The organism is Acinetobacter sp. H1(2024) (assembly GCF_046557555.1).
Taxonomy (GTDB): Bacteria; Pseudomonadota; Gammaproteobacteria; order Pseudomonadales; family Moraxellaceae; genus Acinetobacter; species Acinetobacter seifertii.
In genome coordinates this window covers 111,865-135,386 of sequence record NZ_JBKGFO010000008.1, presented here as the reverse complement: position 1 = coordinate 135,386, position 23,522 = coordinate 111,865, and the positions used below count along the sequence as shown (strand labels likewise).

General features: G+C 36.1%; 19 protein-coding genes. 18 read left to right on the top strand and 1 reads right to left on the bottom strand.

All coding sequences use genetic code 11. The annotated features are described in order from the left end of the window. Positions 1-8: 8 nt before the first annotated feature. The 14 genes from ACLCEG_RS17640 to ACLCEG_RS17575 all read left to right on the top strand — a co-directional run bounded on the left by ACLCEG_RS17640 (position 9) and on the right by ACLCEG_RS17575 (position 15,955). Positions 9-989: a hypothetical protein gene (locus ACLCEG_RS17640; protein WP_410568575.1), complete on the top strand. Its 981-nt coding sequence runs from the start codon at positions 9-11 to the stop codon at positions 987-989. Next, on the top strand, positions 986-1,549 hold the full coding sequence (locus ACLCEG_RS17635) for a GNAT family N-acetyltransferase (RefSeq protein ID WP_410568573.1): 564 nt from the start codon (positions 986-988) through the stop codon (positions 1,547-1,549). The genes ACLCEG_RS17640 and ACLCEG_RS17635 overlap by 4 nt, the downstream gene beginning before the upstream one ends. After that, positions 1,550-3,061, top strand: coding sequence for an oligosaccharide flippase family protein (locus tag ACLCEG_RS17630; protein WP_410568571.1), 1,512 nt, complete (start codon positions 1,550-1,552; stop codon positions 3,059-3,061). It abuts the gene before it with no gap. Then, a complete protein-coding gene (locus ACLCEG_RS17625; RefSeq protein ID WP_410568569.1) occupies positions 3,058-4,017 on the top strand; it encodes a glycosyltransferase family 2 protein in 960 nt (319 codons plus the stop codon). The genes ACLCEG_RS17630 and ACLCEG_RS17625 overlap by 4 nt, the downstream gene beginning before the upstream one ends. 2 nt (positions 4,018-4,019) lie before the next feature. Beyond that, positions 4,020-5,096 carry a glycosyltransferase family 4 protein gene (locus ACLCEG_RS17620; protein ID WP_410568567.1) on the top strand — a complete coding sequence of 359 codons (1,077 nt, stop codon included), beginning with the start codon at positions 4,020-4,022 and terminating at the stop codon, positions 5,094-5,096. Then, complete coding sequence (locus ACLCEG_RS17615; RefSeq protein ID WP_410568565.1) at positions 5,078-6,181, top strand: EpsG family protein; 1,104 nt, start codon at positions 5,078-5,080, stop codon at positions 6,179-6,181. Before ACLCEG_RS17620 ends, ACLCEG_RS17615 begins: the two co-directional genes overlap by 19 nt. Beyond that, positions 6,181-7,263, top strand: coding sequence for a glycosyltransferase (locus ACLCEG_RS17610; RefSeq protein WP_410568563.1), 1,083 nt, complete (start codon positions 6,181-6,183; stop codon positions 7,261-7,263). Before ACLCEG_RS17615 ends, ACLCEG_RS17610 begins: the two co-directional genes overlap by 1 nt. After that, positions 7,253-8,413, top strand: coding sequence for a glycosyltransferase family 4 protein (locus ACLCEG_RS17605; protein ID WP_410568561.1), 1,161 nt, complete (start codon positions 7,253-7,255; stop codon positions 8,411-8,413). The genes ACLCEG_RS17610 and ACLCEG_RS17605 overlap by 11 nt, the downstream gene beginning before the upstream one ends. Further along, positions 8,397-9,017, top strand: coding sequence for a sugar transferase (locus tag ACLCEG_RS17600; RefSeq protein ID WP_086321510.1), 621 nt, complete (start codon positions 8,397-8,399; stop codon positions 9,015-9,017). The genes ACLCEG_RS17605 and ACLCEG_RS17600 overlap by 17 nt, the downstream gene beginning before the upstream one ends. Positions 9,018-9,041: 24 nt before the next feature. Continuing rightward, a complete protein-coding gene (gene galU, locus ACLCEG_RS17595; protein WP_410568559.1) occupies positions 9,042-9,917 on the top strand; it encodes a UTP--glucose-1-phosphate uridylyltransferase GalU in 876 nt (291 codons plus the stop codon). 114 nt (positions 9,918-10,031) lie between these two features. After that, positions 10,032-11,294 carry a nucleotide sugar dehydrogenase gene (locus ACLCEG_RS17590; RefSeq protein ID WP_191016111.1) on the top strand — a complete coding sequence of 421 codons (1,263 nt, stop codon included), beginning with the start codon at positions 10,032-10,034 and terminating at the stop codon, positions 11,292-11,294. Beyond that, positions 11,291-12,961 (top strand): glucose-6-phosphate isomerase, encoded by a 1,671-nt coding sequence (pgi, locus tag ACLCEG_RS17585; RefSeq protein ID WP_410568557.1) that lies wholly within the window; start codon positions 11,291-11,293, stop codon positions 12,959-12,961. Before ACLCEG_RS17590 ends, pgi begins: the two co-directional genes overlap by 4 nt. Next, a complete protein-coding gene (gene galE, locus ACLCEG_RS17580; RefSeq protein WP_410568555.1) occupies positions 12,954-13,973 on the top strand; it encodes a UDP-glucose 4-epimerase GalE in 1,020 nt (339 codons plus the stop codon). The genes pgi and galE overlap by 8 nt, the downstream gene beginning before the upstream one ends. Before the next feature lie 140 nt (positions 13,974-14,113). Beyond that, complete coding sequence (locus ACLCEG_RS17575; protein WP_410568553.1) at positions 14,114-15,955, top strand: LTA synthase family protein; 1,842 nt, start codon at positions 14,114-14,116, stop codon at positions 15,953-15,955. Between the two features lie 27 nt (positions 15,956-15,982). On the opposite strand, the gene ACLCEG_RS17570 is transcribed toward ACLCEG_RS17575, so the two are convergent. Continuing rightward, on the bottom strand, positions 15,983-17,353 hold the full coding sequence (locus ACLCEG_RS17570) for a phosphomannomutase CpsG (protein ID WP_410568551.1): 1,371 nt from the start codon (positions 17,351-17,353) through the stop codon (positions 15,983-15,985). A gap of 375 nt (positions 17,354-17,728) precedes the next feature. Between ACLCEG_RS17570 and lldP the strand changes: the two genes are divergently transcribed. The 4 genes from lldP to dld all read left to right on the top strand — a co-directional run bounded on the left by lldP (position 17,729) and on the right by dld (position 23,475). Continuing rightward, positions 17,729-19,396 carry an L-lactate permease gene (gene lldP / locus ACLCEG_RS17565; RefSeq protein ID WP_410568549.1) on the top strand — a complete coding sequence of 556 codons (1,668 nt, stop codon included), beginning with the start codon at positions 17,729-17,731 and terminating at the stop codon, positions 19,394-19,396. A 19-nt stretch (positions 19,397-19,415) separates the two neighbouring features. Beyond that, complete coding sequence (lldR, locus tag ACLCEG_RS17560; RefSeq protein WP_004706044.1) at positions 19,416-20,168, top strand: transcriptional regulator LldR; 753 nt, start codon at positions 19,416-19,418, stop codon at positions 20,166-20,168. Beyond that, entirely contained in the window at positions 20,165-21,310 is a 1,146-nt protein-coding gene (gene lldD / locus ACLCEG_RS17555; RefSeq protein ID WP_410568547.1) for an FMN-dependent L-lactate dehydrogenase LldD, read from the top strand. The genes lldR and lldD overlap by 4 nt, the downstream gene beginning before the upstream one ends. 458 nt (positions 21,311-21,768) lie before the next feature. Continuing rightward, a complete protein-coding gene (gene dld, locus ACLCEG_RS17550) occupies positions 21,769-23,475 on the top strand; it encodes a D-lactate dehydrogenase (protein ID WP_410568545.1) in 1,707 nt (568 codons plus the stop codon). Positions 23,476-23,522: the final 47 nt, after the last annotated feature.

Below are 23,522 nucleotides of genomic sequence, written 5' to 3'. Positions count from 1 at the left end.
GAAGATACATGGATTTTAAGCATAAGGAAATAGGTGGTTTTTTTGAATTTAGTTTATCAGCACTAAATCAGTTTCCGTATCCAAAAGCAATTCAATACAACTCGGCTCGTTCTGCATTCTATGATGTGTTAAAAAATACATTTATAGAAAAAGTATGGATGCCTAAATTTATTTGTGACTCAATGATCAAACCATTGACTATCTTAGGTATTGAAATTTGTTATTATGATTTAAATCAGGATTTTTCTCCTATACTCCCTGAAGTATTAATGCCAAATGAATACTTACTATATGTAAATTATTTCGGATTATGTACTTCGATCCAGAAGAAGATATTAAAAAAATACTCTGAAAAACAAGTTATTTTTGATCACTCACAGGCTTTTTTTGTACAACCACTTGATTGTTATGCCACAATTTATTCACCAAGAAAGTTCCTACCAGTTGCAGAAGGTGGATTGTTATTTATCAATCAAGATATTGTTTCTGAATATTGCGAAAGAACTGCTGAGGAAATGGTCAAGCAATATCAGCATACATTATTAAGAAGTACCTCTACAGCGACTTATGCTTATAATAATTTCCAAGATAATGAAAAGACGTTTGAAGATTGTTTGCCTAGGAAACTTTCAAAAATTACTGAACAAATGCTTGAAAGTTTCGATTATGCGGATTTTAAAGAAAAAAGGTTAAAAAATTTCAAATTTTTACATTCTCAACTCAGTAAATATAATCAGTTAAAAATAAACATTGAAGATATTGAATCACCATTAACATATCCTTTAATGTTAGAAAAAAATATTTCAAATGTACTCATTCAGTCAAAAATTTATACTCCTATATACTGGTTAGACAGTTTAAAAAGAGTATCTGAAAATAGTTTTGAAAATAGTTTTATTTCTAATGTTACTCATTTGATCTGTGACCAAAGGTATGGAGAGAAAGAAATGCAGTTTCAAATAGATAAAGTACAGGACTATTTAAAATGAATATAAAAGGTAAAGTAGTTACTTTAAGAGCTCTAGAAATGAATGATCTAGAGCTCTTATCAAAGTGGGCAAACTCACCTGAAATTTGGTACAACTTAGGTGGTTGGCATTTTCCATATTCAAGGCTAAGTACTGAAGCATATATTAAGAATGTTGATAACAATAATATGAAATTTCAAAATTTTGCTATAGAAACAGAGGAAATGGGTCTTATTGGGACAACAAATTTAGTTGATATAGATTGGAAAAATCGAACTGCATCTAATGGCATTATGTTGGGTGATAAAGATAGCCGAGGAAAAGGTTATGCATTAGATACTGTTATGACAGTAATGAGATATTGCTTCAAAGAGTTAGGGTTAAATCGTTTAGATGCTGAAATGATTGCATATAATGAACGATCAATTGACTTTTATACTAGGAAGTGTGGTTGGATGATAGAAGGTAAGAAAGTTGATTGGTTTTATAGAAATGGTCAGTTTCACGATAAAGTTATGTGCGGTATAACACATGCTCAATATGATGAGCATGTAGCAAAAATTAATTATTGGGATAATTAAGTGTCAGCGCCCTCATTAAAAATAAATGTTTTGGCTAGCTATACCAGCCAAATTTATTTAGTGATTATTAGTATTGCAATACTACCTATCTATATGAAATATATGGGGGCTGAAGCTTATGGCCTTGTAGGTTTTTTTGCGATGCTACAAGGAATATTTAGTTTACTTGACTTTGGTTTAACACCAACAATTAGTCGTCAAACAGCTCAATACAATGCTGGTGTAGAAACAGCTTTGGGCTTTCGACAGCTTTTTAGATCACTGAGTGTTATTTTTGCAGGAATAGCGTGTTTAGGTGGTGGAACGCTTTTTTATATTAATCATTATATTGCTGAACATTGGTTGAAATTAGAAAATTTAACCATGTCTGATGTACTTTTTAGCTTACAAATTATGGCAGTCTGTGTGGCGCTCAGATGGATGACTGGATTGTATAGAGGCGTGATTTCAGGCTTTGAGTGCATTCTCTGGTTGAGCATTAGTAATATTATAATTGCTACGTTACGTTTTCCTGGTGCTTTGCTTTATATGTATTACTTCGGTTTTACAATTCGAAGTTTTTTCGTATTTCAGCTTATTGTTGCAATGTTAGAGTTTGTATTACTCATATTTAAGACATATGTTTTATTACCAAAATTAAATTCCTCAGCAAAACTAGGATGGTCTTTAAATCCAGTAAAACCACTTTTAAGCTTCGCATTAACTATTGCTTTTACTTCGTCAGTTTGGGTGTTATTAACTCAACTTGATAAATTTATTTTATCTGGATTACTTCCTTTATCTGAATATGGTTATTTTACCTTGGCAGTTTTAGTGGCAGGAGGAATTTTGCAGATAGGTACCCCCATAAGTTCCGCCATCATGCCGAGAATGGCGCGTTTGCAAGGTGAAAAGAAATATCAAGAGTTAAAAACGATTTATCTAGGCGCTACAGAGTTTGTGACGGTTATAGTTGTAACTGCTGGAATTGTTTTATCGGTATTGGCAAAGCCTATACTTTATGTTTGGACTGGTAATCTTGAACTCTCAGAAAGTGCCGCACCTATTTTACAGCTGTATGCATTAGGTAATGCTATATTAACTTTAGGGGCTTTTCCTTACTATTTACAGTATGCAAAAGGTAATTTGCGTTTACATTTTATTGGCAATTTAATTACTGCAATACTGCTTATACCAGCCATAATTTGGGCAGCTAAAAACTATGGGGCAATTGGTGCAGGTTGGACTTGGTTACTAATACAATTTTCTTATCTTGTGCTGTGGGTAAGTTATGTTCATAAAATGATTGAACCAAATATTAATTTGAAATGGTTCAAGAGTTTTATACCCAGTGTGGCCAGCACAGGCATGATATCCTATCTTCTTATTCATTTTATGAGTTTTTCAGAACAGAGAAATATCGCATTTTTACAAATTTGTTTTTTTAGTCTGATCTGTCTCATAGTTTCATTACTAAGTTCTAAACAAACTAGACTTATCATTCATTCGCGAGTATTAAAGAGATTTCTATGAATATAGAAAATGATATCAAAGTATCCGTATGTGTAGTGACTTACAATCAAGAGAATTATATAGCGGAATGCCTGGAAAGTTTGGTAAAGCAAGTCACAAACTTCAAATTTGAAATTATTGTTGGTGAAGATTGCTCAACAGATAGTACAAGAGAAATAATTCAAAAATATATACAGCAATACCCAGATTTAATTGTACCATTATTTTATGAAAAAAATGTGGGAGCCGTTGAAAATTTAAAGCAGGTTTATATCAAAGCAAAAGGTAAATATATTGCACATATGGATGGTGATGATTTAGCTTTACCAGGAAAGTTGCAAAAACAATTTGATATTCTAGAGAAAAATCTTGACTGCAATGTTTGTAGCCATGATGTAATACGTATTAATAATATGGGTGTAGATCAGAATAATTCTTGGATATATCCTACAGGCAATTACGACTTATTTGACTTATATCGACAGTTACCTTTTTTTTCACATTCTTCAAAAATGTTCCGGAATAAATATGATGTTAATTTTTGGAATGAAGTTTTAAATGATTCAAAAATTTTAGATATAGATGTACATGTAGCTAATTGTATTGATGGGAATATTTTCCATATTGGCGAATTGCTTGGTGCTTATAGAGTAAATGCTGGCGTAAGTTGGATTGAAGGGAAAATTAATCCTGTTCTTCCACTGGGTGTAAAAAGAGTATTTGATAAAGGACTCATATTTTTTAAAAATGATCTACAAAAAAGTAATGAGCTAAAAGAAATATATGCTTATGCTATGTTATCTCAAGCCTATCATTATGCCATCATTGATAAAGATCCAAAACTTTTTAAAGAATATGTTTATAAATCGGTAGAAATAAAAAAAATAGGATTTATTCAAAAGTTATTTTATCTTGCTACTTATTTTCCTAAGCTAAGCTTTTACTTTTTTTTGATGAGAGCAAAGAGAAAGATTTAAATATGAAAAAAGTTTGTTTTTTAATTGGAAATATTAATCATTCTGGTGGTACAGAGCGTGTAACTACCTTAATCTCTAATGCATTATCAGATAGTCCAAATTATGAAGTTCATATTTTATCTTTATGTAAAGGTGAAAGTCCTTTTTTCTATCAAAATGATCAAATAATTAATAATTATTTATTTGAATCTAAAGTTTCTATGAAAAGAAATTTTTTGCAGGCAATAATTCGAATACGGGCCTATCTGAATTATAATAATATTGATACTTTGATTGTCGTTGATAGTATAAGCTGTATCTTTACAGTACCAGCGTGTATTGGACTTAAGGTTAATCATATTTGTTGGGAACACTTTAATTTTGATGTAAATCTTGGAGTTAAATATCGTGATATTGGCCGTAAATGGGCCGCGAAATATTGTGATTATGTGGTGACCTTAACTAAAAGTGACAAAGAACTATGGGAGCAAGGTCTAAAAAAAATAAATGCAAAAATAGTAGCAATAGCAAATCCAACACCATATGAAGACATAGAGCATATGCCAAGTTTAGAACATAAAACTATTTTAGCGTTAGGAAGACTTACGTATCAAAAAGGTTTTGAATTTTTAATTGAAGCATGGTCACAGGTATGTCATCAAAACAAGGATTGGATCTTAAGGATAGTTGGAAGTGGCGAGGATGAAAAAGCATTAAAAGAGCAGTCTCAACGCTTAGGAGTGTTAAACAGGATTGATTTTGTACCAGCTACAAAAAATGTAGAGCACTATTATAAAACTAGTTCATTTTATTGTATGAGTTCAAGATTTGAGGGATTACCAATGGTTTTATTAGAAGCACAATCATTTGGTTTACCTTTAGTTGCTTTTAATTGTAACACGGGGCCATCCGATATTATTGAAAATGGAGTAAATGGATATTTAGTAGAATCATTAAATGTAAGTGAATTAGCTAATAAGTTATTAGATATGTCTAAAAAACCGTTAGATGACTATGTAGAAATGGTAAATTTATCGAAGTTAAATTCTCGAAAATTTTATTTAGAAAATATATTAAATCAATGGCTCAATATTATTTAGGTTGGTTTAAAATGTTATTTTACTATTCTATTTGGTTTGTTATTTCTTTTTTTAGTTTCTTTTCCTCTAAAAAGCCTGAAATTCGTGTATTTTTTTTATGTTTACTTATCTTTTTGTGTTTAATGACTGGATTAAGATTTGAAATAGGCGGTGATTGGGAAAACTATTTAAATATCTATGATTGGTTTAGAGGCTTAACTTTTATAGAATCTTTAAGTGTTACAGATCCTGGTTATGGTATTTTAAATTATTTTAGCTTAGAGCTAGGATTTTCTGATACTTTTTTAATTAATTTTATTTGTGCATTAATATTTTATACATGTTTCTACTTTGTTTGTAAAGACATGGAAAACTACTGGTTGCCGCTATTAATTTCATTTCCTTATCTTATTCTTGTTGTGTCGATGGGATATACACGACAATCGGTTGCTATTGCTTTAGTGATTTTAGCTTTTAAATGTGCACTAGAAGGTAAGTTTTGGAAGCTAGCAATATTTTCTTTCTTAGCTATGTCTTTTCATAAATCTGCTATTATTATATTTATGTTATATCCCTTTTTTTTAATGCCGAGTAGAACTTTCGAAAGACAATGGGTATTTTATTTTTATACTCTTGTTTCATTTTTAGTCATGAGTGCTTTAGTTTATATTTCATCTATTACTGGTGAAAATGTATATACAAATCAATCTGGAGATATAAGCTCAACTGGCGCAATTTTTAGAATTATAGTACATTTTTTACCTTTATTATTTTATTTTTTATATTATTCAAAAATAAAAAAAATATTAAAATTTAATTTGCGTGTTTTTGATTATTTAGCTCTTCTTATATTGTATACATTAATATTAGCTATACCTTTCTCCACTCTGGCGGATCGTTTCAATTTATATCTTATTATGTTCGATATATTTGTTTTTTCTTTTTTATTTGCTCATTTAAATTATTTTAACCGTTCAGTTATGGTTGGAAGTATTATTTTTTTTAATACATTAATGTTAGTTATCTGGTTGAACTTTGGAGCATGGTCCCAGGCTTGGCTTCCCTATCAAAACTATTTATTTAACTACTTGATGGAGTCGATTTAATGAAAATTCTTTATGTGATTACAGGGTTGGGTGGTGGTGGTGCTGAAAAGGTTGTGGCCGATTTAGCTGATCAAATGACTCATAAAGGGCATCAAGTCAAAATTGCATATTTGAAAGGCAATGTTGTAGTACGTCCTAAAAATGATTCAATAGAATTGATTTATATTGGTTTAGAAAGTTTAAAGAACTATAAAAAAGCTTATAAAAAATATAAAATAATAGTTGAGCAATATCAACCTGATATTATTCACTCTCATATGGTACATGCGAATATTTTTACACGTATTATGAGATATTTTTGTAAGATTCCTAAACTAGTTTGTACTGCCCATAATTCAAATGAAGGTGGTGTATTAAGAATGCTAGCTTATCGCTATACAAATAATTTATCTGATATTAATACAAATGTAAGTAAAGAAGCTACTAAAGCTTTTCAAAAAAAGAAAGCTTTTGATACTTCTGCTATAACTATATATAATGGAATAGATTTAACTAAATTTAGAAAAAAGGTAATTGATAGAAATACGATTTTATTAAATCATATTCATCTAAACCAAAAAATAATTTTGGCTGTTGGGCGTTTAAATGAGCAAAAAGATTATCCAAATTTAATTAAAGCTATTAGCCTTTTAAAAGAAAATTCCTCTCAAGCCTTTAAATTATTAATTGTAGGAGATGGTGAGGAAAAGTGTGCTATTGAAGAGCTAATAAGAAAACTTAACCTTGATGAAGATGTCACTTTATTAGGTCGGCGTAATGATATTGCAGAGTTGATGTCAATAGCTGATTATTTTGTACTTTCATCTGCTTTTGAAGGTTTTGGTTTAGTAGTTGCAGAAGCAATGGCTTGTGAAACATTTGTTGTAGCAACAGATTGTGGTGGGGTAAAAGAGGTTATGGGTGGTCATGGTTTAATGGTGCCCCCTCAAGATTCAAAAGCATTAGCTGACCAATTGCTAAGAGCAATAAATATGCCTTTAAATGTTCGTTTAGAAAATAATCTAAAAGCTTTAAATTATGTTCATGAAAATTTTGATTTAGAAAAAACTACAATGCAATGGTTAAAAATATATGAAGCTTAGTAAAAAAGTTGTATTAATTGGAACAACTGGATCAAGCTTTTATGGTTTCCGCGCAGATTTAATTCTACGATTGGTTAAGCAAGGACATATAGTGTATGCATTAACATCAGAATCTACAGAACAATGTTTAGTTAGAATTAAATCTCTAGGTGCCATACCTATAATGTATGAGTTAAGTCGTGGAGGGCTTAATCCATTTGCTGATATTCAATCTTTTTTACAATTAAAAAGCATATTGAAAGCTATTAAACCTGATATTGTACTTTCATATTTCGCAAAACCTGTAATTTATGGAAGCATGGCAGCAAAATCTGCAAAAGTGCCTGTTATTATAGGGATGCTTGAAGGCTTGGGTTATACGTTTACTGAACAACCAGAAGGACAAAATATAAAAACTAAGGTTATTCGAAGTATACAAGTATTACTTTATAAAATGTCATTCCCATGTTTAAATAAAATAATTTTTTTAAATCAAGATGATCGAAATGACTTGATAAAAAAATATAGTTTAAATGTGCCAGAGGTTCATATTTTAGGTGGAATTGGATTGAATTTGTCGGATTATCCTTTCATGGATGCAAAAATATCGCCTGTTAAATTTTTATTTATAGGACGATTACTCAAAGAAAAAGGAGTTTTTGAGTTAATTCAAGCAATTCGGATTGTGAAGTCAAAATATCCACAAGCACATTTTACAATTTTAGGAGCGATTGATCATCAAAATATGGGGGCCTTAAAACAGTCAGAGTTAGATGAACTAATTGCTGAAAAACTATTCGAATATCCTGGCTATGTTACAAATGTAAATCAATGGATAACAGATTCTAGTGTATTTGTTCTGCCATCATACAGAGAGGGAGTACCACGTAGCACTCAAGAGGCAATGGCAATTGGGCGTCCAGTCATTACAACCGATGTGCCCGGTTGTCGTGAAACTGTTGAGGATGGTGTGAATGGTTTTCTAGTCCCTAGGTGGGATCCAAAAGCTTTAGCAGATAAAATGTGTTACTTTATAGAAAATCCTGAGCAAGTGAATATAATGGGTTTGAAAAGCTATGAAATAGCACAAGAAAAATTTGATGCTGAAAAAGTAAACGCCAAACTTATAGATATCATGGGTTTAAAAGATCTAAATGAAAAGACTAGTTGATATTTTTATTGCTTCTGTAGCATTGCTTCTGCTTTCACCTATTTTTTTATTTGTTGCTTATAAAGTGCGTAAAAATTTAGGTTCGCCTATCTTTTTCTATCAAGAGCGACCAGGTAAGAACGGCAAACTTTTTAAAATGATCAAATTCCGCTCGATGAAGGATGCTTTTGATGCGCAGGGAAATCCATTGCCAGATGAGGCTCGTATTACCCCATTTGGTCAAAAATTGCGTTCTACTAGCTTAGATGAAATGCCACAGCTTATTAACGTGTTAAAAGGCGATATGAGTGTGGTGGGTCCTCGTCCAATGTTAAAAGACTTTGTCGCTTTATATTCACCAGAGCAAGCGCGTCGTTTAGAAGTCCGTCCTGGAATGACTGGTTTAGCTCAAGTCAGTGGGCGTAATGAACTGGATTATGAAGAACGATTCAAATGTGACGTTTGGTATGTAGACAATCATAGTGTTTGGGTTGATTTTAAAATCATGTTTAAAACAGTTAAAGTGATGTTAAGACGCGAAGGTATTAATGCACCAGGACATGTAGGACCATCTTTATTTAAAGGTAATGACGTCCAAGAAAATGTCGACTCATCTGTAAAGTAAATTTTATATCTTGAAATATTTCTTATGATCAAAAAAGCAGTTTTACCAGTAGCCGGTTTAGGAACGCGTTTTTTACCTGCAAGTAAGTCAATTCCAAAGGAAATGGTTATCGTTGTTGATCGCCCAGCTATTGAATATGTAGTTCGTGAAGCAGTGGAAGCAGGAATTGAACAAATTATTTTGGTGACACACTCTTCTAAAGCTTCGATTGAAAATTATTTTGATCGAAACTTTGAGTTGGAAACCACTCTAGAGCAAAAGAAAAAATTTGATTTACTTGCAGAGATTACTCAAATTGTTCCTTCTTATGTGAGTGTTGTAAGTGTACGACAACCTCAACCTCTAGGCTTAGGACATGCTGTTTTATGTGCGAAAAGTGTAGTAGGGCAAGATGATTTTGCCGTGTTATTACCTGATGTATTGGTGAAAGATAGCTCAGGACAGAATGATTTATCGCGTATGATTTCTCGTTATGCTGAATGTAACGCGGCGCAGATAATGGTAGAAGCGGTGCCTGATCACTTGGTAGATCAATATGGTATTGTTGATGTTGCACAGAGCCCAAATGAAGGTAAAAGTATTGCTATGCAGGGTATTGTTGAAAAACCTGCTGTAGGTTCTGCACCATCTAATTTATCTGTTGTTGGTCGCTATGTTTTACCTGCAAGAATTATGCAGTTACTTGAAAATACACCGAAAGGTGCGGGTAATGAAATTCAATTAACAGATGCAATTGCCATGTTGCAACAAACTTATGTGGTTGAAGCCTATCGTATGCAAGGGCAAACCTTTGATTGTGGTAGTAAGCTTGGTTATTTAAAAGCCGTACTTCACTATGGCATAGAACATCCTAAATTGGGAAATGATTTTAAACAGTTGATTCAAGAACTTAAATTATAAAACTTGTAGCTCAACTTAAGTATTTGTAAAAAATAATGAAGATGTGAGTGGTTCAATATATTCTCTTCTCGTAGTGGGAAGAGAATTCTATGGAATATTAAAATCAGGTGTACAATGAAAATTGCGGTATTTGGAACCACCTTGCACGCTGGTGTAATGGCAGCGTTATTAGCTGAATATGGTAATCAGATCTATTGGTGTACAAGTGTCACCTGTGAAGAAAATATATCTGTACTTTCATATCAAGATCAAGAAGTTAATCATTATTTAAATAAACAACGAAAAGCAGGTTTTTTAACAGAAAGTCCTTTTTCTCAAATTCCTTTGGAGGTTGAAGTTTATTTATTCTGTTTTAGCCCAACACAAATAGACCTAGCTTTAAAAACAGTTGAGAAGTTAAGTGAACGTCCAATTGTTCATCCAAAGTTAATGGTTAATGGATCTACTTTTGGTTTACATGGGACAGAAAAATTAAAGCAATATTTACCTAAAGATGAGTGGGTCTATTTTCCTGATGTAATTCAAGAAGGGAATGCAATTAATAGTGTACTCAATGTAAAGCATGTCATTGTTGGTGTTGAATCGAGTTATGCTCAAGATACGATGCAAGAATTACTACGACCATTCTTCCGTTTCAGCTATCAATATTTATTCATGCCGATTTTAGATGCCGAATTTACCAAGCTCAGTATTTCAGGTATGTTGGCAACTCGCATCAGCTACATGAATGATCTTGCTCTAGTTGCTGAAAAGCTGGGTATTGATATTGCCAATATAAAACACGGGCTTGCGGCTGATACTCGTATTGGCGCAGCATACCTATCTGCAGGCGTGGGTTTTGGTGGTGAAAATTTTTCACATGATATTTTAACACTCTCAAGTACAGTTTCTGAAACAGGTGTGAAAAGTCAACTTCTAGAACAAGTTTGGGCGATTAACGAACAACAAAAAGAAATTTTATTCCGTAAATTATGGAACTACTATCATTGTGATTTGAGTGGAAAAACTGTTGCAATTTGGGGAGCTTCATTTAAAGAGAATACTCCAAGTACACATAACTCACCTATTCATATTTTATTGGCTGCTTTATGGGCGCAAGGTGTAAAGGTTCGGTTACATGACCCACAAGCTCTTAATGAAATTGCAGCTTTATATGGTACCCGTGAAGACCTGATTTTATGCACTGATCAATATGAAGCAGCACAAGGAGTACATGCTTTATGCTTAGTCACAGCATGGAAGCAGTATTGGAGTCCTGACTTTAAACAGTTACAACAATTGATGCAGCATCCTCTTATTTTGGATGGGCGTAATATTTATGATCCAGAATATGTGAAATCTAAAGGTTTTGCTTATGAAGGAGTAGGTCGATTATGAGTAAATCTATCGAGAAGTTTCCCAAAGAGCTAGTTTCCCCTATCGCGCAGCTTCATTCTTTGGTTGAGAAAAATTCAAATTTACATATAAAAGAATTATTTGCATCAGAGCCCGATCGATTTCAGCAATATTCTGTAAAGTTCGATCAACTGGTTTTTGATTATAGTAAGCACCGTGTGACTAAAAATGTTTTAGAGCAATTGGTGGCTTTAGCAAAAACTAAACAATTGACTCACTGGATTGAACGATTATTTTCTCAAGATAAAGTCAACTGTACCGAACAGCGTGCTGCAATGCATTGGGCTTTACGTTTACCATTAGAATATTCTAAATTTCCGGAATTAACTAAAAATGTTCATAACCAATTGCAGCGTATGTATGGATTGGTTGAAAAAATCCATGCTGGACAATATCGTGGGGCTACTGGTGAAGTCATTCAAGATGTCGTTAACATTGGGGTAGGAGGATCTGATTTAGGACCTCAAATGGTAACCCATGCATTATCAGATTTTAAAGTAAAAACAGCCAAGCCACTCACTGTCCATTTTGTATCAACCATGGATGGTAGTCAGTTGTCGGACCTGCTGCATCAATTGCGCCCAGAAACGACTTTATTTATTATTTCATCGAAGTCATTTGGTACTATCGATACTTTATCCAATGCACAAACTGTTCGACAGTGGCTTGAAAAAGCGCTAGGGAAATATGAACGGGTTGTAAAAAGTCATTTTATCGGTGTTTCTACAAAAGCTGACAAAATGTCAGAGTGGGGTATTGCGCCTGAAAACCAATTACTGCTTTGGGATTGGGTTGGTGGACGTTATTCTCTTTGGTCATGTATTGGTTTACCTATAGCATTGTCAGTCGGTGTGGATGGTTTTCAGCAGCTTTTAGCTGGCGCTCATGCTGTTGATGAACATTTTCAAAATACAAGTTTTGAGCATAATATTCCTGTACTTATGGCATTGTTAGGAATCTGGAATAATAATTTTTTAAATATTCAGACCCACGCTGTATTGCCTTATGATGGCCGTTTAAAATATTTCGCTGCCTATTTACAACAACTCGAGATGGAGTCTAATGGTAAGTCGGTACAACGTGATGAGCAAAAAGTCGAATTAGATACTTGCCCAATTGTATGGGGTGAAGTAGGACCAAATGCTCAACATGCATTTTACCAGTTACTTCATCAAGGAACTCAGGCGGTAAGTTGTGATTTTATTGCACCTGTACAGCGTTATAACGCTGACCATTTTACATATGTAGAAAATGCTGAGGCATTGATTGAACAACATCACCTTGCACTTTCAAACTGTTTAGCGCAATCACGGTTATTGGCTTTTGGTAATGAAGCCTTAGATGCGAAAGAATTAGGTAATTTGCCTATCTATAAACAATATGAAGGAAACCAGCCGAGTTCAACATTACTTTTAAAAGAACTTAATCCCTATAGTTTGGGTTTGTTGATTGCTTTATACGAGCATAAAGTATTTGTTCAATCTGTAATTTGGAACATTAATCCATTTGATCAATGGGGGGTTGAAAAAGGTAAACAGATTGCTGACCAGTTACTCCCGATTTTGAATGGTGTTCAAAACGATCTTTCAGCACTTGATGATTCAACGCGTGGATTGATTAAAATTTTATTAGGAAAAGTTGATGGCTAAAATTCTAGTTACTGGTGGTGCAGGCTATATTGGTTCACATACTTGCATAGAGCTTTTGAATGCAGGTCATGAAGTCATTGTTTTTGATAATCTTTCAAATAGTTCAGAAGAGTCTTTAAATAGAGTTCAAGAACTCACTCAAAAAAGTTTAACTTTTGTAGAGGGAGATATTCGCAATGCAGATGAACTTGATCGCGTATTCCAAAATCATACAATCGATGCAGTGATCCATTTCGCAGGTTTAAAAGCAGTTGGTGAAAGCCAGGAAAAACCCCTTATTTATTTTGATAATAATATTGCAGGTAGTATTCAATTGGCTAAGGCAATGGAGAATGCAGGTGTCTATACACTCGTGTTTAGCTCATCTGCGACAGTATATGATGAAGCGAATACTTCTCCACTAAATGAAGAAATGCCTACAGGGATACCTAGTAATAATTACGGTTACACTAAATTAATCGTTGAGCAATTATTACAAAAATTGTCTGTTTCTAATTCTAAATGGTCGATTGCTTTACTTCGCTATTTTAATCCGGTAGGTGCCCATAAAAGTGGACGTATTGGTGAAGATCCACAAGGTATTCCAAATAATTTAATGCCTTACGTTACACAGGTTGCTGTTGGTCGCCGTGAAAAACTTTCTATTTATGGCAATGACTATGACACTGTAGATGGTACAGGTGTACGTGATTATATCCATGTTGTTGACTTAGCAAATGCACATTTATGCGCTCTCAATAACCGTTTAAAAGCACAAGGTTGCCGTGCATGGAATATTGGCACAGGTAATGGCTCATCAGTATTACAAGTTAAAAATACCTTTGAACAGGTGAATGGAGTAGCTGTGGCTTTTGAGTTTTCACCACGACGAGCAGGTGATGTGGCCACTTCTTTTGCAGATAATACTCGTGCTGTTGCTGAGCTAGGTTGGAAACCACAATACGGCTTAGAAGATATGTTAAAAGATAGTTGGAATTGGCAAAAACAAAATCCGACAGGATATAAAGATTGATTATTTAATTTTTCTAAATATCAGTTACCTATCTTTCTTAAAGTCAGATACTATTCTTTTCTAAAAAGAGGCTACAGTTGTTGTGACTACTTTCATGTTAGTATTCGCCACAATCCTCTGTTAGCCTCTTTTTTGTCGTCATGGTTTTTTTACGTCAACAGCTGTTATTCATCTTTATTGCATTTTTATCCACCTGCGTTGGTGTATACGTTGCATGGGATATGAACCTTACATGGGATAAGTTTTATAGCTATTTGATTTCAGAAAAAGCTATTTTTTCAATTCTCTTTAACTATGCAGTAATTCAACTATTTTTTATTGTAGTTGGCCGAAAGTATACAGCTCTTTTCTTAAGTCAATTATTCGTTATATTTTTAAATTTTATTAATAAAAAGAAACAACAATATTTATTTAGTAATTTAAGTCCGGAAGATATTTTTTTACTTCCAGAGGCTATGAAGGCAACACCTTGGCACTTACAACTTATCTTTTTCACTCTTATTATTTTCTTTCTTATTGTACTCCTGATTGCCATACGTAAAGAGAGTAAAGCCACTTTTCATACCTATGTTCCCAATATTATTATTTTTGGATTGCTTGGGAGTGGTTTAGTTTACTTAAATTTTATTAAAAACCCTACGGGAGCGTGTTTTGCAGAAAACAAACCCATGATTTGTGCCAGCTTACAGGAATTTCCAAATACGAGAAATGACTGGATTGGCGACTATCGAAAAATTCAAGATTACGGGTTTGTGACTTTTTACGTATCTAAGGTATTGGATAATGTAACCAGTGTTTTATTACCTAACCGTAAAGTATCTGAGCAAGAGATACAGCAGATTTTGCAGCAACATCATTCTATTCAATCTTTAGAAGACAATGAGAAGGAATATCCGAACATTGTTATTGTGATGGAAGAATCTTTTTGGGATTCTCACCATTTAGATAATGGTTTACCAAAAGACTTACTATCTTTTGTTCATCAAAATCAGGTCTCTAATTTATTGTCTCCTTCTTTTGGAGGAGGTACTGCGAATGTTGAGTTTGAAGTACTTACGAGCCTCAACACAACTTTTTTCCCAAATGAGTTGTTATATGTTTCTAAGCTAAAGAAACCAATTTATGCTCTACCTTATTATTTAAACTCAATTGGTTACCAAACGATAGCAATGCATAATAACTATGGATATTACTATAATCGGAATAAGGTATATCCAGATTTAGGCTTCGATAAATTTATATCACTTGAAAATATGATTGCCCAAAAAGATCGATCTACAGTTTTTAACTTGGGTGGGTGGGCTAAAGATGATCTTATTTTTGATTCGATTAAGTCTACTTTAGAAGAGAGTGAGCAACAGCCAAAGTTTATTTATGCGATTACTGTTGAAAATCATCCGATGTATAACGATGATCGTTTTGGTAAGCAAAATTATAAATTTAACAAAGAGCTGTCTGAAAATGAAAAGCAAAAATTAAGTACTTATACTGCTGGAACTGCACGTGCTAACCAAAAGCTAAAAGAGCTCGCTGAATATTTAAAGACAGTAGATCGACCAACAATTTTAGTGGCTTTTGGCGATCATTTGCCGAATCTACAAGAAGTTTATGAGAGTTATGGATTTTTTAAAGATGATCCTGAGCGGACTAATCTCAAAAATTACCAGACACCGTTTGTAGTGTGGAGCAATTATAAATTAGATAAGAAGCCCTTGAATCAGCCTTATATTGCTGCAAGTTTCGTTGCTCCAAAACTATTAAAGCTAGCAGGGTTGCCTTTGTCAGATTATTATCAATTTGTTGATGATGTATCGAGTTGTTATAGTGCCATTCACCAAAAATTTATTAATGAAAATCAAACGTGTAATTTTGATAAGAAAGCGCTGTTGAAAGGTTATGAAAATCTAAATAAGGATGTATTAGATGGACATAATCATACTTATAAAATTATGCAGAATAGCCAAAAAGAGATGGAACAATAATGTTCCATCTCTTTGAGATGAGCTCTATTAAGACTGAATTAATCCAGTCAATTCATCTATATAATGCTGCATTGGCTGAGCTTGACGGTCTGCACGGCTTTCAATGTTGAGACGCAGTAAAGGCTCAGTGTTTGAAGCACGTACATTAAAACGCCATGCACCAAAGTCGAGGCTTACACCATCGGTACGGTCAATTTCTGGGTTTTGCTCGGCATAGAAATCGAAAATCTTTTGAATAGTGATCTGTGTATCAACCACTTTAAAGTTGATTTCACCGCTACAAGGAAACTTGGTAATCATATTTTCAACGAGGGTTGAAAGTGATTGTCCTGTTTCAGAAAGTAGAGCAACGGTGAGTAACCAAGGAATCATACCGCTGTCGCAGTAAGCAAAGTCACGGAAATAGTGATGGGCACTCATTTCGCCGCCATATACAGCATTATTCTCACGCATAACGTCTTTAATGAATGCATGACCAGATTTTGACTGTACGGCAACACCTTTGTACTCATCTACGATATCAAATGTGTTCCACACTAAACGCGGATCATGCACAATTTTCTCGCCTGATTGTTTAATCAAGAAAGCTTGAGCCAATAGACCCACAATATAGTAGCCTTCAATGAACTGACCTTTTTCATCGAACAAGAAACAGCGGTCAAAGTCGCCGTCCCAAGCAATTCCCATATCCGCTTTATGCTCAAGAACAGCATTTCGGGTACTGTCACGGTTTTCAATTAAAATTGGGTTAGGAATGCCATTTGGGAACGTACCATCTGCTTCATGGTGAATTTTAATAAATTCAACTGGTACGTTAAGTGCCTTAAATTTTTCTTCGATTGCATCAATCACGTGACCAGCTGCACCATTACCAGCGTTTACCACTAACTTAAGTGGGCGGATTTTTGCAGGTTCAATATAGGTGATTAGGTGATCAACGAACTCAGGCAAAATGTTATAACTTTGAGTTGTACCTTTTTGGCTAACTTCTTCAAAGTTATTGGTTTCTGCTAAAGCCTGAATTTCTTTTAAACCGGTATCTGCGCTAATTGGACGAGCATTTTCTCGAACCAATTTCATACCGTTATAGTCCATTGGGTTGTGGCTCGCAGTAACTTCGATACCACCTTGCACATCTAAATGGAAAGCGGCGAAGTAAACTTCTTCAGTACCTGTCATACCTAAATCAAGAACATTGACACCCGCATCATTTAACCCGCGGATGGTCGCTTGTTTTAAACCCTCACTGCTTAGACGAATATCACAACCTACAACCACGGTCTTTGGTTTATAGATTTGTCCGTATGCGCGGCCAATTTTATAGGCGATTTCTTCATTCAATTCGGTGCCGAGTTTGCCTCGGATATCATAAGCTTTAAAACACGTTAAAGTAGTCATTATTCAATTCAATACATGTGGTTTGAGTTGTGTGCACATTATACATAGATCATGAAACAGGTATGTTTATAGTTTTTATATTCAAATTTTTCACTTCATTTCGGTAGTTCATATCTAAATTTATAAGAAAGATTTTTACGACTTTAGTCTAATAAATAAATTTATAAATTAGAAATAGCTTTATTTTTCTTAGCCATATTGGTCATACCAATTATGATGTTAATTTAATGATTGATCTTGCCAATATCTGTGTTTATGATGCGATCTGTGGTTTAAGGAACAACATTTGCACTTAAATTTAAATTGGTCATACCAATTGTGCTAAATGTTTAAACTTTTAAGGTACAAAAAATTTCGCCTCGGCATTTCAAGGAGATGACAATGCTCAATATGTGGCAACAACTTTATGACCCTTTAAATAATATTTGGCTGTCCAGTGCGGTTGCATTAATCCCGATTATTTTCTTCTTTTTGGCATTGGCTGTTTTTCGTTTAAAAGGCAGTATCGCGGGTACAGGCACAGTCACTATTGCACTATTGATTGCGCTCTTTTTCTATCAAATGCCGGGTCAAATGGCCTTTGCGTCAATCATTTACGGTTTCTTCTATGGTCTATGGCCAATTTCATGGATCATTATTGGGGCAGTTTTTCTATACAAAATTTCAGTAAAAACAGGCCAGTTTGAGGTTATTCGTTCAAGCATTTTGTCAATTACCGAAGACCAACGTCTACAAATGTTATTGGTTGGTTTTGCATTCGGTACTTTCCTTGAAGGAGCTGCTGGTTTCGGTGCTCCTGTGGCAATTACCGCTGCACTCCTTGTTGGTTTAGGCTTTAAGCCACTTTACGCTGCTGGTTTATGCTTGATTGTAAATACAGCGCCAGTTGCGTTCGGTGCAATGGGTATTCCAATTATTGTGGCAGGGCAGGTTTCTGGCGTAGATACCATGGAAATTAGCCAGATGGTTGGTCGTCAGTTGCCATTTTTAACGCTGATTGTGCTGTTCTGGATTATGGCGATTATGGATGGTTGGCGTGGTGTTAAAGAAACTTGGCCTGCGGTAGTCGTTGGTGGTGGTTCGTTTGCGGTTGCCCAATATCTTACATCTAACTTCATTGGTCCTGAGTTACCAGACATTACCGCTGCAATTGCATCATTGGTCAGCTTGACTGTGTTGTTCCGTTTCTGGAAACCAAAACATATTTTCCGTTTTGAGCCTGAAGCGGGTCAAACTTTGACTCAGCAACCTACTACGGTTCAACGTTATAGCATTCGGAAAATTGCTAAGGCGTGGTCTCCATTTGCTATTTTAACAGTCATGGTGACGATCTGGAGCGTTAAGCCATTTAAAGCATTATTTGCAAAAGATGGTGCTCTTGAACACTGGATTTTTAAACTTGAAGTACCATATTTGCATAAATTGGTCGAAAAAATGCCGCCAATTGTGGCAGAGATGAAGCCATACGAAGCGATTTATAAGTTTGACTGGTTCTCTGCAACAGGTACTGCAATTTTTATTGCTGCAATCATCACTGCTATTTTCTTAAAAATGAAAGCAAGTGAGGCAGTAACAACCTTTGGTGAAACACTCAATGAGTTGAAAACACCGATTTATTCAATTGGTATGGTGTTGGCGTTTGCTTTTATTGCGAACTATTCAGGTTTATCTGCTACTTTGGCTTTGGCTCTATCGCATACAGGTCATGCGTTTACTTTCTTCTCGCCATTTTTGGGTTGGCTTGGTGTGTTCCTTACGGGTTCAGATACCTCTTCAAACGCTTTGTTTTCGGCATTACAGGCGACTACGGCTCAGCAAATTGGTATTCCGGAAGTGTTACTTGTAGCAGCGAATACCAGTGGTGGTGTGACAGGTAAGATGATTTCTCCACAGTCGATTGCGATCGCATGTGCAGCAGTAGGCTTAGTTGGAAAAGAGTCTGACTTGTTCCGTTTCACGGTAAAACATAGCATCATATTCACTGTCTTTGTTGGCATCATTATTACGGTTCAGGCTTATCTGGTTCCGTGGATGATTCCATAACTCCAGTGAAGGAAACGCGATGAGAATCTCCGATCAAGTGGTCATGAAATTGCAGGCATTAATTGAAGAGCGTCACATGAAAAAAGGTGACCGTTTGCCTGCCGAACGCCAGCTTGCAACTAGCTTAGGGGTTTCTCGTCCGTCTTTGCGTGAAGCAATTCAACAGCTCAATAGTCAAGGGGTGCTCAGTAGCCGCCGTGGCGATGGGACTTATATTCAGCAGTTACCTGAACAGTGGCCACAGCAATTGATTGTGAACCCAATTAGTAACCTGATTGAAGAAGATCCTCTGTACCGTTTTGATGTGCAAGAGGCGCGGTTATTACTTGAAGGTGGCACGGCATGGTATGCCGCATTACGTTCAACGCCCGAAGATCGAGCCAAAATTCATCATTATTTTAATGAAATTAGTCGCCACCAAAATGCGGGTGACTCAGCACAGGCCGCGGTGGCTGATGCTGAATTCCACTTAGCGATTGCAGAGGCATCTCATAATGTGGTGCTGATTCAAATGATGCGTAGTCTATTTGATTTGTTGCAATACAATGTCTTGTTGGGACGTAAAAAAGTTTATAACGACCCCATAAATGGTGACTTGCTAAGCGAGCAGCATTTTCAGGTGATGGATGCTATTGATCGTAAAGATCCCGAGGCCGCACGCCAAGCTGTCTGCGGTCATATTGAATTTGTGATTAATCATGTGCGTTCTCTGGATGAAGACGAAGCTCGCCAGAAACGTGCAAACCGTTTAAATAGAGTTGATTCAAAATGATTATTTCTTCTGGCAATGATTATCGTGCTGCGGCACAACGTCGCTTACCTCCATTTTTATTTCACTACATTGATGGTGGAGCGTATTCGGAATATACCTTAAAGCGTAACGTACAAGATTTGTCAGAAATTGCATTGCGTCAACGTGTGCTGAATGACATGTCAGCGTTAAGTTTAGAGACAAAACTGTTTAATGAAACATTGTCGATGCCGGTTGCATTGGCACCAGTTGGTTTAACGGGGATGTATGCACGCCGTGGTGAGGTGCAAGCCGCGATGGCAGCCGACAAAAAAGGTATTCCATTTACGCTTTCAACGGTTTCTGTCTGTCCGATTGAAGAAGTTGCACCTGCAATTAACCGCCCGATGTGGTTCCAGCTTTATGTATTACGTGACCGTGGTTTTATGCGTAATGCTTTGGAACGTGCAAAAGCAGCAGGCTGTTCAACACTTGTGTTTACTGTAGATATGCCTGTGCCAGGTGCACGTTACCGTGATGCCCATTCGGGTATGAGTGGACCAAATGCTGCGATGCGCCGTTATATGCAGTCTATGTTCCATCCACATTGGTCGTGGAATGTCGGTTTAATGGGGCGTCCGCATGACTTGGGTAATATCTCTAAATATTTAGGTAAACCAACTGGGCTTGAAGATTATATTGGCTGGTTAGGCTCGAACTTTGACCCTTCGATTTCATGGAAAGACCTTGAGTGGATTCGTGAGTTTTGGGATGGCCCAATGGTGATTAAGGGTATTTTAGATCCTGAAGATGCCAAAGATGCTGTGCGTTTTGGTGCTGACGGGATTGTGGTGTCGAATCATGGCGGTCGTCAGTTAGATGGCGTGATGTCGTCTACTCGTGCATTGCCTGCAATTGCTGATGCGGTGAAAGGTGATTTAGCAATTTTGGCTGACTCTGGTATTCGTAATGGTTTAGATGTGGTGCGTATGTTAGCTCTTGGTGCCGATACGGTTTTACTTGGCCGTGCGTTTGTTTATGCCTTAGCAGCAGCAGGTGGGCAAGGTGTGTCGAACTTACTTGATTTGATTGATAAGGAAATGCGTGTTGCGATGACGCTCACGGGTGCTAAATCGATTTCGGATATTAATGCGGATTGTTTAGTACAGGCGATGAAGCTCTAATATTTTCGTATTAACTTTGATGATATTGGCACGACGGAGTCTTATCGGGAAAAGTTCAATATAAATAGCTAATTGACGTTACTTTTTTAAAAAAGTAACCAAAAACCTTTGTTTCGATGACGGTACGTCCTTGCTACTGCATCGAAACGGCGGCATCCATGCCGCCAACGCGTAGCCAATTTGAATTAAATCTAACACCTAGAGATTAGCTGCTAGTGCTAAGCGTCACTTACAGCCTGCGTGGTATGAGCAAGGATTTGTTTTTGCAATATAAATTGAAAAATGAATACAGCGAACAGGTTCTGTAAGTGATAGTGCCTTTGGTTACTTTGGGCAAAACCAAAGTAACAGAATGGGCTGCTTACATCGAACTTTTCCCTGTAAGACTCTGTCGCGCTGATCTAGTTTTAGCATGGATTACAGCTAGATCTTATATGGATGACTAAAAGGAAACCATCATGCAAACATTTTCTCCTCAAGCAGTGATTGAACGCTTACAAAATATTGTAGGGCGTTCGCATGTTTTGACCGATGACCAAAGCACGCGTCAGTATCGTCAAGGTCGTCGTTTTGGTGAGGGGAAAGTGCTTGCTGTGGTGGTGCCGGGCACATTGCTAGAGCAATGGCAGGTGCTTCAAGCTGCTATTGAGGCAGACTGTATTGTGATTATGCAGGCGGCCAATACAGGACTTACTGGTGGTTCAACGCCGTATGGCGATGACTATGACCGTCCTGTTTTGGTGATGAGTACGCGCCGTTTAAAGGGCATTCAAGTTATTCATGACGGTAAGCAAGTGATTTGTTTACCGGGCGCGACTTTAGATAATTTAGAACAAATTTTAAAAGGCTATGACCGTGAACCGCATTCAGTAATTGGTTCATCGTGTATTGGAGCATCGGTACTTGGCGGTGTGTGTAATAACTCCGGGGGGGCTTTGGTGCGCCGTGGTCCTGCATATACTGAACTGGCGTTATATGCTCAGGTGAATGCTGCTGGTCAATTAGAACTGGTGAATCATTTAGGGGTGAATTTAGGCTCAACTCCTGAAGAAATTTTGACTCGTTTAGAGAAGCAGCAATACCAAGCCGTAGATATTTTAGATGACAGCGAAAAACAGGCATCGGACCATCGCTATGCACACGATGTAACCCAAGTCGATGAAGATACGCCTGCGCGTTTTAATGCAGATCCGTCACGATTGTTTGAAGCATCGGGTTCGGCAGGTAAAGTCTGCGTATTTGCAGTTCGTCTTGATACTTATGAAAAAGTAGAGAGCAATGTCTTTTATATAGGTACGAATGATGCCGATGATTTAACAGCCATTCGCCGTTACTTATTAACCTCACTACCAAGCTTGCCGATTGCAGGTGAATATATCCACCGAGATGCTTATTTAATTGGTGAGAAGTACGGAAAAGACACGTTCTTATTTATTGAAAAGTTTGGTACAGCCAATGTTCCAAAAGCCTTCGCGATGAAAGATAAAGTCGATGGGTTCTTAGAACGATTTAAAATTAAGGGCTTAACGGATCATATTTTACAGGCGATTACCTTCTTTTTACCGAGTCATTTACCGAAGCGTATGACTGAATATCGAGACCGTTATGAGCACCATTTAGTTTTACGTGTCGAAAATAATTCAAAAGCACAGACAGAGCAATTTTTAAAAGAATATTTTGCTGTGCACCAGTCAGGTAGCTATTTCGTATGTAGTGAAGAGGAAGGACGAAAGGCATTCTTACATCGTTTTGCGATTGCAGGGGCGGCAATTCGTTATCGTGATACACACCGTAGTGAAGTTGAAGATATTGTCGCGCTTGATATTGCGTTACGTCGTAATGACCGCGAATGGGTAGAGCAACTCCCAGCCGAGATGGAAAATAAAATCATCCATAAACTCTATTATGGGCATTTCTTTTGTCATGTGTTCCATCAGGACTATATTCTTAAAAAGGGCCATGACCCATTAGAAATGGAACATCAAATGTGGAAGTTACTCGATGCGCGCCGTGCTGAATATCCAGCAGAGCATAATGTCGGGCATCTTTACATTGCCAAACCTGCATTGGCCAATTTCTATCAAAAACTCGACCCAACCAATAGCTTTAATGTTGGGATTGGGCATACCTCAAAACTGAAATATTGGGGCAAAGCTAAATCGTAATATAGAGACATAAAAAAAGGCGCCGAAGCGCCTTTTTTAGTAGATGT

What these genes read in the sequence shown, in the direction of transcription:
- ACLCEG_RS17625 (WP_410568569.1), top strand. Translation starts at nt 3,058, where the DNA reads ATGAATATAGAAAATGATATCAAAGTATCCGTATGTGTAGTGACTTAC.
- ACLCEG_RS17600 (WP_086321510.1), top strand. Translation starts at nt 8,397, where the DNA reads ATGAAAAGACTAGTTGATATTTTTATTGCTTCTGTAGCATTGCTTCTG.
- ACLCEG_RS17620 (WP_410568567.1), top strand. Translation starts at nt 4,020, where the DNA reads ATGAAAAAAGTTTGTTTTTTAATTGGAAATATTAATCATTCTGGTGGT.
- ACLCEG_RS17610 (WP_410568563.1), top strand. Translation starts at nt 6,181, where the DNA reads ATGAAAATTCTTTATGTGATTACAGGGTTGGGTGGTGGTGGTGCTGAA.
- ACLCEG_RS17640 (WP_410568575.1), top strand. Translation starts at nt 9, where the DNA reads ATGGATTTTAAGCATAAGGAAATAGGTGGTTTTTTTGAATTTAGTTTA.
- ACLCEG_RS17635 (WP_410568573.1), top strand. Translation starts at nt 986, where the DNA reads ATGAATATAAAAGGTAAAGTAGTTACTTTAAGAGCTCTAGAAATGAAT.
- pgi (WP_410568557.1), top strand. Translation starts at nt 11,291, where the DNA reads ATGAGTAAATCTATCGAGAAGTTTCCCAAAGAGCTAGTTTCCCCTATC.
- ACLCEG_RS17575 (WP_410568553.1), top strand. Translation starts at nt 14,114, where the DNA reads ATGGTTTTTTTACGTCAACAGCTGTTATTCATCTTTATTGCATTTTTA.
- galU (WP_410568559.1), top strand. Translation starts at nt 9,042, where the DNA reads ATGATCAAAAAAGCAGTTTTACCAGTAGCCGGTTTAGGAACGCGTTTT.
- galE (WP_410568555.1), top strand. Translation starts at nt 12,954, where the DNA reads ATGGCTAAAATTCTAGTTACTGGTGGTGCAGGCTATATTGGTTCACAT.
- ACLCEG_RS17570 (WP_410568551.1), bottom strand. Translation starts at nt 17,353, where the DNA reads ATGACTACTTTAACGTGTTTTAAAGCTTATGATATCCGAGGCAAACTC.
- ACLCEG_RS17605 (WP_410568561.1), top strand. Translation starts at nt 7,253, where the DNA reads ATGAAGCTTAGTAAAAAAGTTGTATTAATTGGAACAACTGGATCAAGC.
- lldD (WP_410568547.1), top strand. Translation starts at nt 20,165, where the DNA reads ATGATTATTTCTTCTGGCAATGATTATCGTGCTGCGGCACAACGTCGC.
- dld (WP_410568545.1), top strand. Translation starts at nt 21,769, where the DNA reads ATGCAAACATTTTCTCCTCAAGCAGTGATTGAACGCTTACAAAATATT.
- lldP (WP_410568549.1), top strand. Translation starts at nt 17,729, where the DNA reads ATGACAATGCTCAATATGTGGCAACAACTTTATGACCCTTTAAATAAT.
- ACLCEG_RS17590 (WP_191016111.1), top strand. Translation starts at nt 10,032, where the DNA reads ATGAAAATTGCGGTATTTGGAACCACCTTGCACGCTGGTGTAATGGCA.
- ACLCEG_RS17615 (WP_410568565.1), top strand. Translation starts at nt 5,078, where the DNA reads ATGGCTCAATATTATTTAGGTTGGTTTAAAATGTTATTTTACTATTCT.
- lldR (WP_004706044.1), top strand. Translation starts at nt 19,416, where the DNA reads ATGAGAATCTCCGATCAAGTGGTCATGAAATTGCAGGCATTAATTGAA.